The sequence below is a fragment of the Streptomyces sp. NPDC086077 genome, assembly GCF_040686175.1.
Lineage (GTDB): Bacteria > Actinomycetota > Actinomycetes > Streptomycetales > Streptomycetaceae > Streptomyces.
The window spans coordinates 1-5,529 of the sequence record NZ_JBFBJT010000263.1; the positions used below are offsets into that span (position 1 = coordinate 1).

5 protein-coding genes are annotated in these 5,529 nt (G+C 68.2%); 2 read left to right on the top strand and 3 right to left on the bottom strand.

Annotated elements, in window-relative coordinates; translation table 11 throughout:
• Together AB0O67_RS36410 and pyk are read left to right on the top strand one after the other, a co-directional pair.
• Positions 1-1,106: acetate kinase (locus AB0O67_RS36410; RefSeq protein ID WP_365460094.1), on the top strand; the 1,106-nt coding region annotated here is incomplete at its 5' end.
• A gap of 108 nt (positions 1,107-1,214) precedes the next feature.
• Positions 1,215-2,642 (top strand): pyruvate kinase, encoded by a 1,428-nt coding sequence (gene pyk, locus AB0O67_RS36415; protein WP_365460097.1) that lies wholly within the window; start codon positions 1,215-1,217, stop codon positions 2,640-2,642.
• Positions 2,643-2,833: 191 nt separating this feature from the next.
• Here pyk and AB0O67_RS36420 read toward each other — a convergent pair whose 3' ends face one another.
• The 3 genes from AB0O67_RS36420 to AB0O67_RS36430 form a co-directional block, all read right to left on the bottom strand.
• Entirely contained in the window at positions 2,834-4,207 is a 1,374-nt protein-coding gene (locus AB0O67_RS36420) for a hypothetical protein (RefSeq protein ID WP_365460100.1), read from the bottom strand.
• Positions 4,197-4,745, bottom strand: a complete 549-nt coding sequence (locus tag AB0O67_RS36425; protein WP_365460103.1) for a DUF6114 domain-containing protein — start codon at positions 4,743-4,745, stop codon at positions 4,197-4,199. Before AB0O67_RS36425 ends, AB0O67_RS36420 begins: the two co-directional genes overlap by 11 nt.
• Before the next feature lie 128 nt (positions 4,746-4,873).
• On the bottom strand, positions 4,874-5,529 hold a 656-nt coding region (locus AB0O67_RS36430), incomplete at its 5' end, for a DUF6230 family protein (RefSeq protein ID WP_365460106.1).

Here is a 5,529-nt window from a genome sequence, read left to right on the forward strand (position 1 = left end):
TCGGCGAGGAGACCTCCCGGCTGAAGCACACGCTCGTCGCCACCGGCGAGACCCGCGGCTTCGAGGCGGCGATCCCCGACCACGAGGCCGCGCTGAAGGCCGTGGCCGCGGAGCTGGCCAAGGACGGACTCGGCCTCGACTCGCCCGAGCTGGCCGCGATCGGGCACCGGGTGGTGCACGGCGGGAAGCACTTCACCGAGCCGACCCTCATCGACGACGCCGTGTTCGCCGAGGTCGAGCGGCTGATCCCGGTCGCCCCGCTGCACAACCCGGCCAACCTCACCGGCATCCGCACGGCCCGCGCCCTGCGCCCGGACCTGCCGCAGGTCGCCGTCTTCGACACCTCGTTCCACACGACGATGCCGGAGTCGGCCGCGCGGTACGCGATCGACGTCCGGACCGCCGACGAGCACCGGATCCGGCGGTACGGATTCCACGGCACCTCACACGCCTACGTCTCCCGGGCGACCGCGGAGCTGCTGGGCAAGGCGCCGGAGGAGGTGAACGTCATCGTGCTGCACCTCGGCAACGGGGCCTCCGCCAGCGCCGTGCGCGGCGGGAAGTGCGTGGACACCTCCATGGGGCTGACGCCTTTGGAGGGGCTCGTGATGGGTACGCGTTCCGGTGACATGGACCCGGCCGTCATCTTCCATTTGATGCGAGTTGGCGGAATGTCCGCCGACGAGATCGACACTCTTCTCAACAAGAAGAGCGGACTGATCGGCCTGTGCGGTGACAACGACATGCGCGAGATCCGCCGCCGGATCGACGAGGGTGACGAAGAGGCGCAACTCGCCTTCGACATCTACATTCACCGTCTGAAGAAGTACATCGGCGCCTATTACGCGGTACTCGGACGGGTGGACGCCATCGCGTTCACCGCCGGGGTCGGCGAGAACGCGGCGCCCGTGCGGGAGGCCGCCGTGGCGGGCCTGGATGAGCTGGGCCTGGTGGTGGACGACGAGCTGAACGCCGTACGCGGCGACGCACCGCGACTGATCTCGCCCGGGTACGCGCGCGTGGCGGTGGCCGTGGTGCCGACCGACGAGGAGCTGGAGATTGCGACACAGACGTACGCGTTGGTAAAGGCGTCCCAGGTCTCTTAGAACTGCCGCAGAGGCTCAGAGGCGCCCTCACCTGAGCGGCATCCCGCCCTTTTGTATTTTCCGCCAGACGGAATATTCCGCAGCGAAACAAACCGATAGGATCGCCCCATGCGCCGTTCGAAAATCGTCTGTACTCTCGGCCCCGCGGTCGACTCCCACGAGCAGCTTGTCGCACTGATCGAGGCGGGCATGAACGTTGCCCGCTTCAACTTCAGCCACGGCACGCACGCCGAGCACCAGGGGCGGTACGACCGCGTCCGTGCCGCCGCCAAGGAGACCGGCCGGGCCATCGGTGTCCTCGCCGACCTCCAGGGCCCGAAGATCCGGCTCGCGACCTTCGCCGAGGGGCCGGTGGAGCTGGTGCGCGGTGACGAGTTCGTCATCACCGCCGAGGACGTGCCCGGCGACAGGACGATCTGCGGCACGACCTACAAGGGCCTGCCCGGCGACGTCTCGCGTGGTGACCAGATCCTGATCAACGACGGCAACGTCGAACTGAAGGTGCTGGACGTCGAGGGCCCTCGGGTGCGGTCGATCGTCATCGAGGGCGGCGTCATCTCCGACCACAAGGGCATCAACCTGCCCGGCGCGGCGGTGAACGTGCCCGCGCTGAGCGAGAAGGACGTCGAGGACCTCCGGTTCGCGCTGCGCATGGGCTGCGACCTGGTCGCCCTCTCCTTCGTCCGGGACGCCAAGGATATCAACGACGTCCACAAGGTCATGGACGAGGAGGGCCGGCGCGTCCCGGTCGTCGCCAAGGTGGAGAAGCCGCAGGCGGTGGCCAACATGGAGGACGTCGTGATGGCGTTCGACGGTGTGATGGTCGCCCGTGGTGACCTGGCCGTCGAGTACCCGCTCGAGAAGGTCCCGATGGTGCAGAAGCGCCTGATCGAGCTGTGCCGGCGCAACGCCAAGCCGGTGATCGTGGCGACCCAGATGATGGAGTCGATGATCACCAACTCCCGGCCGACCCGCGCCGAGGCCTCCGACGTGGCCAACGCGATCCTGGACGGCGCGGACGCGGTCATGCTGTCGGCGGAGTCCTCGGTGGGCGCCTACCCGATCGAGACCGTCAAGACGATGTCGAAGATCGTCCAGGCGGCCGAGGGGGAGCTGCTCTCCAAGGGCCTGCAGCCGCTCGTGCCCGGCAAGAAGCCGCGCACGCAGGGTGGTTCGGTGGCCCGCGCGGCCGCCGAGATCGCCGACTTCCTCGGCGGCAAGGGTCTGGTGGCCTTCACCAAGTCCGGCGACACGGCCCGCCGCCTGAGCCGCTACCGCGCGAGCCAGCCGATCATCGCGTACACGACGGACGAGTCCACCCGCAACCAGCTGTCGCTCAGCTGGGGCGTGGAGTCCCACGTGGTGCCGTTCGTGAACAGCACGGACGAGATGGTCGACCTGGTCGATCAGGAGATCGCGAAGCTCAACCGCTTCAACCCCGGCGACATCGTCATCATCACGGCCGGCTCGCCCCCCGGCGTCCCCGGCACGACGAACATGGTGCGGGTGCACCACCTGGGCGGGATCAACGACTGAGGCGGACTCCGTCACGTACGCATACGAGGGTGCTCCCTGCAGGTGCGGGGGCGCCCTCGGTTTGCTGTGACTAGGCGAACTGCTGCGACTGTCTCCGGGCGGGAACGCACAGAGCTGTGGCCCGGCCCCCGCACACGGCGGGGAAACCGGGCCACAGCTTCTGTGCGGCTCCCGAACGGGTTCGGGGATGCTCAATCGGTGGTGAACACATGCATCCCGGGGATGGTCAGAGTCCCGCCGAACTGGGCGGCCTGCGTGACCTTTACGTTCGTGAAGTAGATCAGGGGGATGTTCAGCGGGGGCGGGCTCTCCGGACTGAACGTGAGCGGGATCAGGCCGAAGAGGTTCCCGGAGATGCTCTCGGTGTACATCACCGTGTCGCCGTCGGTGATCGTCGACTCCGAATCCTTCTCCGCCTGCACGTGATACGTCTTGCCGATCTGCTTGTCCTTCACCAGCTGATGCAGATCGCCGATCTTCGTGCCGTCCGAGATGACGTACTTCAGGACCTTCTTGGTCTTGCCGCTGGCGGTCCTCACCTCGACGATGCCCTGATAGTCCGCTCCCTTCAGCTGCAGGTAACTGGCCTCCAGGTACCAGGGGTCGTCCGCCACGGCGATCGGATTGTCCACGCCGCCTTCGGCGTCCGTGGCCCTGGGGCAGTCCTCGGGGTCCACCGTGGAACTCGCGGACGGGCTCGGCGTGGTGCCGGCCTCGTCCGTGGGCTCGGCCTGCTCGGTGGCCTTGTCGGTCGCCCCGCCCACGGCGTCCTCGACCGTGTCGGTGACCTCCCCTTCGGCGTCCTCGACGGAGTCGGACGCGTCCTTGCCTCCGTCGGAGCTACCGGAGTTCTTCGAGCTACCCGAGTCGCCCGAATTCTCGGACGGCACCCCCGCGCCGGGGACCCCGCTCGCAGTCGCGGAGGGGGACGGCGCCGGGCTCGCGGAGTCCTGGGCGCCGCCGCCGGTTATGCCCTCCACGACGCCGGTTATCGCGTCGCCGACGGTTTCGAGTACACCCTTGTCGCTCTCGGACGCCGACGGGCTCGGCACGACCGGCTCGGCCTCGTTCCCCTTGTCCGCGGCGGGTGCCGAGGACGAGGGGGCCGGCTTGGGCTGGGCCCCGTCGTCGGAACCTGAATCCGACGAAGAGTCCTGGCCCGAAGTCCCCGTTCCTTCCGAGGAGTCGGCGTCGGACGGTGCCGAGGGGCTCGGCTCCGCCTCCTCGGCGGACTCGCTCTCGCTCGCCGAGGCGGACGGCGACGGTGTGGCCGACGCGTCCGCGCTCGCCTCGGGGTCCAGCGCCTCGACACAGTCCTTGAACTGGTCGGCGTACTCATCGGCCGACAGGCTCTGGGACGCCGGCTGCTCGTCGGCAAGGGCGAGCTTGGGCGTGAAGCCCATACCCATGAGGACTGCCGTCGGCATCGCCGCCAGGGCTATCGCCTTCCCGGCCGGCATGTGGAACCTGGTGAACAGCGGCTTCTTGGGTGCCGCGTGACGCGGCCCGGTTCTCACACGTGGCCCGTCCGCTTCGGCCACGTGGGCCACCTCCTCAGCCGGCACTGTGCCTCCCGTTCGCCCCGTTGGCCGGGCTCGTTCCTGACAGATCGTTCGGCTGGCCCACCATGTCCTCGTCCGCCTGGGGGACTACGCCCGAGGGGGCGCCGTCCACCTCTTGGCCGCCCTTCGTCGCCTCCGGCTCGGGCGGTGTGCCGGGCGCCCATGCCACCGCCAGGGCGCCGCCGACCATCGAGCACAGGAAGCCGACGACGAAACCGCCGAAGTTGGACACCGGGATGGATACCAACGCCAGCAGGATCGCCGCGACACCGGCGAAGATCTGGATGTGCTTCTGGAACCAGAGGGTGAAGCCCAGCACGACGAGCAGCACGCCGATGATCAGGGACCCGGCGCCCGCGGTGGTGGACATCGCCAGCGTCAGATGACCGATCCGAAGGTTCGCGTACGGGAAGTACATGATCGGTACACCACCGATCATGACGAACAGGCCGGCCCAGAACGGCCGCGTGCCCCGCCAGGCGCGGAACTGCAGTCTCCGGCGGGTGAACTGGCCGGGGGCGGCAGGAGTCTCGGCGCTCATGGAAAACAGCTCCCTGGTGCGGCGTTGCTGTGGTGAGGGTGTATTGCGATGTGAGGGGATGACGCGCAGCGCGCGGAGAGTAGGCGGGCGGGGGCACCGCTTCGGCTCCCCCGCCCGTCACCGAGTGCCTAGTAGCACTCCTTGCCTTCGCCGCTTCCGGTCATGAGCTTCATCTTCAGACCGGGCAGAGTGAAGGTGCCGGCCGTGGTCGCCCACGCCGTCTGCTTCACGTCGGACAGCTTGGCCGACCTGGCCTGCTGGGCGAACCCGTACGGGTTCGCCTTCTTCTGCGCGATCTCCGAATCCTTCATGCCGGGACCGCGGTTGATGTCCCCGGCCGCCACACCGATGTCGATGTCCTCGAACGTGGCGTCCGCGCCCAAGTCGGCGACATCGATGTACAGGTTGTCGGCGGACACCTGCCGCTTCGCATCGGAGCTTTCACCGGCCGTCAGCTTCAGGGTGACGGACCCGATGAACGGGATGCCGGGGGTGACAACGGACTGACACATCCGCTCAATGGTCGCCTTCTCGAACACCGAGACGGCCACCGGGTGATGGGTCTTCTGACCCGTCAGGGTGTAGCCCTCGTCCACGGCCCCGTACTGCGAGAAGCCCGTGCCGTTGAGCTCCTTCGCGGTCACCTTGAACGACTGGCCTGACACACTGAACGACGCGGCGAGAGCACCCTGCGCGAGAGCGACACCTATGCACGCCGTAGCGGCGACGCTGGGCACCATGACCACAGCGAACCGCTTCCATCTGGTCCCACCACGCACTTGGG

Coding starts and splice junctions, on each gene's coding strand:
- pyk (WP_365460097.1), top strand. CDS start 1,215: ATGCGCCGTTCGAAAATCGTCTGTACTCTCGGCCCCGCGGTCGACTCC.
- AB0O67_RS36425 (WP_365460103.1), bottom strand. CDS start 4,745: ATGAGCGCCGAGACTCCTGCCGCCCCCGGCCAGTTCACCCGCCGGAGA.